This window comes from Clostridium tertium (assembly GCF_017873245.1).
Taxonomy (GTDB): Bacteria; Bacillota; Clostridia; order Clostridiales; family Clostridiaceae; genus Clostridium; species Clostridium tertium.
In genome coordinates, this window is sequence record NZ_JAGGJY010000035.1 from 1 (window position 1) to 2,152 (window position 2,152).

General features: G+C 24.0%; 4 protein-coding genes. All 4 read left to right on the plus strand.

Annotation, left to right across the window (positions count from 1 at the left end; genetic code table 11):
- Window positions 1-207 (plus strand): hypothetical protein (locus tag J2Z25_RS18430; protein WP_209741554.1); only part of this gene is annotated, 207 nt, incomplete at its 5' end.
- A complete protein-coding gene (locus J2Z25_RS18435; protein ID WP_209741555.1) occupies window positions 204-560 on the plus strand; it encodes a hypothetical protein in 357 nt (118 codons plus the stop codon). The genes J2Z25_RS18430 and J2Z25_RS18435, both read left to right, overlap by 4 nt.
- Before the next feature lie 158 nt (window positions 561-718).
- Window positions 719-1,276, plus strand: coding sequence for an elongation factor P (efp, locus tag J2Z25_RS18440; RefSeq protein ID WP_008679144.1), 558 nt, complete (start codon window positions 719-721; stop codon window positions 1,274-1,276).
- 143 nt (window positions 1,277-1,419) lie between these two features.
- On the plus strand, window positions 1,420-1,782 hold the full coding sequence (locus tag J2Z25_RS18445) for a CD1247 N-terminal domain-containing protein (protein ID WP_209741556.1): 363 nt from the start codon (window positions 1,420-1,422) through the stop codon (window positions 1,780-1,782).
- Window positions 1,783-2,152: the final 370 nt, after the last annotated feature.

Genomic DNA, 2,152 nt, shown 5'->3' on the forward strand with positions numbered 1-2,152 from the left:
GAAGAAAGGATTAAAAAAGAAAATATAGAGGAATGGATAAATAATATCACTCCTAATATTCTATACATGAATATACAAAATAATAATGGATCTATTAAGGTGAAAAATAAAGAAGAAGTTTTTAAAATAGAGGAAAATGATAAAATAAAGATAAATTCTATTATTAAAAATGAAGAAAATTATTTTACATTAGAGGTTAGGTTATGAAAAAAATTAAAATATTACATTTAATAGTTATATTTATAACAATTCTCCAAATTTGCATAATGATTTTTAATAAAAAAGATTCCCCTAAAGATGTTGTACCATGTATAACAGAAGTGAAAAATGTTAAATATATAAAAGACATAGAGAAGGATTTTAATAATATAAATAATTCAACAATATTAAGTTATAATAAGATAGATGAAAGTAGTTGGATAGTAAAATGCACCTTAAATGGTAATAAAATTCAGGTGTTGGATGCATTGAATAAAATAGATAATTACTATATAAATAATTATAATTTGAATTATGATAAAGAAAATATCTTGTTAGAGCTAGAATTAAAAAGTAAATAATGACAATATTTTTTAGAAGTTATTATAAGTAATTGCATTTATTTGTGAATTTTGATAAAATATTTTTGTTATGTCATAAACATTGTTGAAGTTATGACTATTTAGGTAACAACGAGTTATACTAAATATATGGAATAAAGTTTTTGGAGGGATATTTAATGATATCAGCAGGAGATTTAAGAAAAGGTACTACTTTCGAGCATGAAGGACAAGTTTATACAGTAATAGACTTCTTACATGTTAAACCAGGTAAAGGTGCAGCATTTGTAAGAACAAAATTAAGAAATGTTATTTCTGGTGGTGTTACTGATACAACTTTTAACCCAACAGCTAAATTACAAGAAGCAGTAATTGAAAGAAAAGAAATGCAATACCTTTATTCAGATGGAGAACTATACTACTTCATGGATCAAGAAACTTTTGAACAAATTCCATTAAACTACGAAAAAGTAGAAGATGCTATAAAGTTCATAAAAGAAAATATGTTTGCTGTAATAAAGTTCTACAAAGGAGAGGCTTTCTCAGTAGAGGCTCCAAACTTTGTTGAATTACTAATAACTCAAGCAGACCCAGGAATAAAAGGAAACACTGCTACAAATGCAATGAAACCTGCTACATTAGAAACAGGTGCAGTTGTAAATGTTCCTATGTTTGTTAATGAAGGAGACGTAATCAGAGTAGACACTAGAACTGGTGAATACATGGAAAGAGTATAATAACAAAAGCTAAGTTTTTACTTAGCTTTTTTATTCTATAAGGATTACAATAAAAGTTAAATAAACAAAAATTTATATATAAAATATCCAATATTAGGGTATAATTTGAATAGACAATATTTCTATTTAAAGGAAGTGAAGATGTGAAAAATATAAAAGAAAAAATAGAAAATATTAAAACTAATGTTGCTAATATAAATGATGATAAATATGATAATATTTTTAGTAGCATTTTATCGGTTTTAGATGATATGTCAAATGTAATTGAAGATATGAACAATAGACAAGATTATTTAGAAGAAAATGTTCAGTATATAGACGAAGATCTTACAGGATTGCAAGATGAATTATTTGAAGAAGTTTCAATAGAAGATCTTATAGAAATGGAAGATGAGTATATCGAAGTAAATTGCAAGAGTTGTAATAAGCCTCTTTTTGTTGAAAAAGAATCTATAGATAACAATAAATCAATACCATGTCCATTTTGTCATGAAGAAGCAATTTAATTAAATTAATAATAAAAAATTATAGAATAAAAAACTATTAGTTGTTAAACTGATAGTCATAGTATAGACTTTGTCCACACTAAAAAACCACCAGTTAAGCTGGTGGTTTTTTATCGTATTAAGGGATTATATTGAAAATATTAAAAAACACTTTATTAATTAATAACTAAATAGCAATTAGTATAAATTACAATAAAGGCTTAATATTTTAATAAAGCTCAAGGTGGCTTATATAATATAAATAAAGTTAGAATTTCAGTAATTGAATAAAACTCAAATAATAGATACTTTCAAATCTAATATATTTACTAAATTAATATTAAAGAATAAAAAATAAAAACAATGAATATAAGAGTCAATTTTAAAATAT

Bases quoted from the DNA above. Each gene is read 5' to 3' on its own strand.
- J2Z25_RS18435 (WP_209741555.1), top strand. From the start codon at position 204: ATGAAAAAAATTAAAATATTACATTTAATAGTTATATTTATAACAATT.
- efp (WP_008679144.1), top strand. From the start codon at position 719: ATGATATCAGCAGGAGATTTAAGAAAAGGTACTACTTTCGAGCATGAA.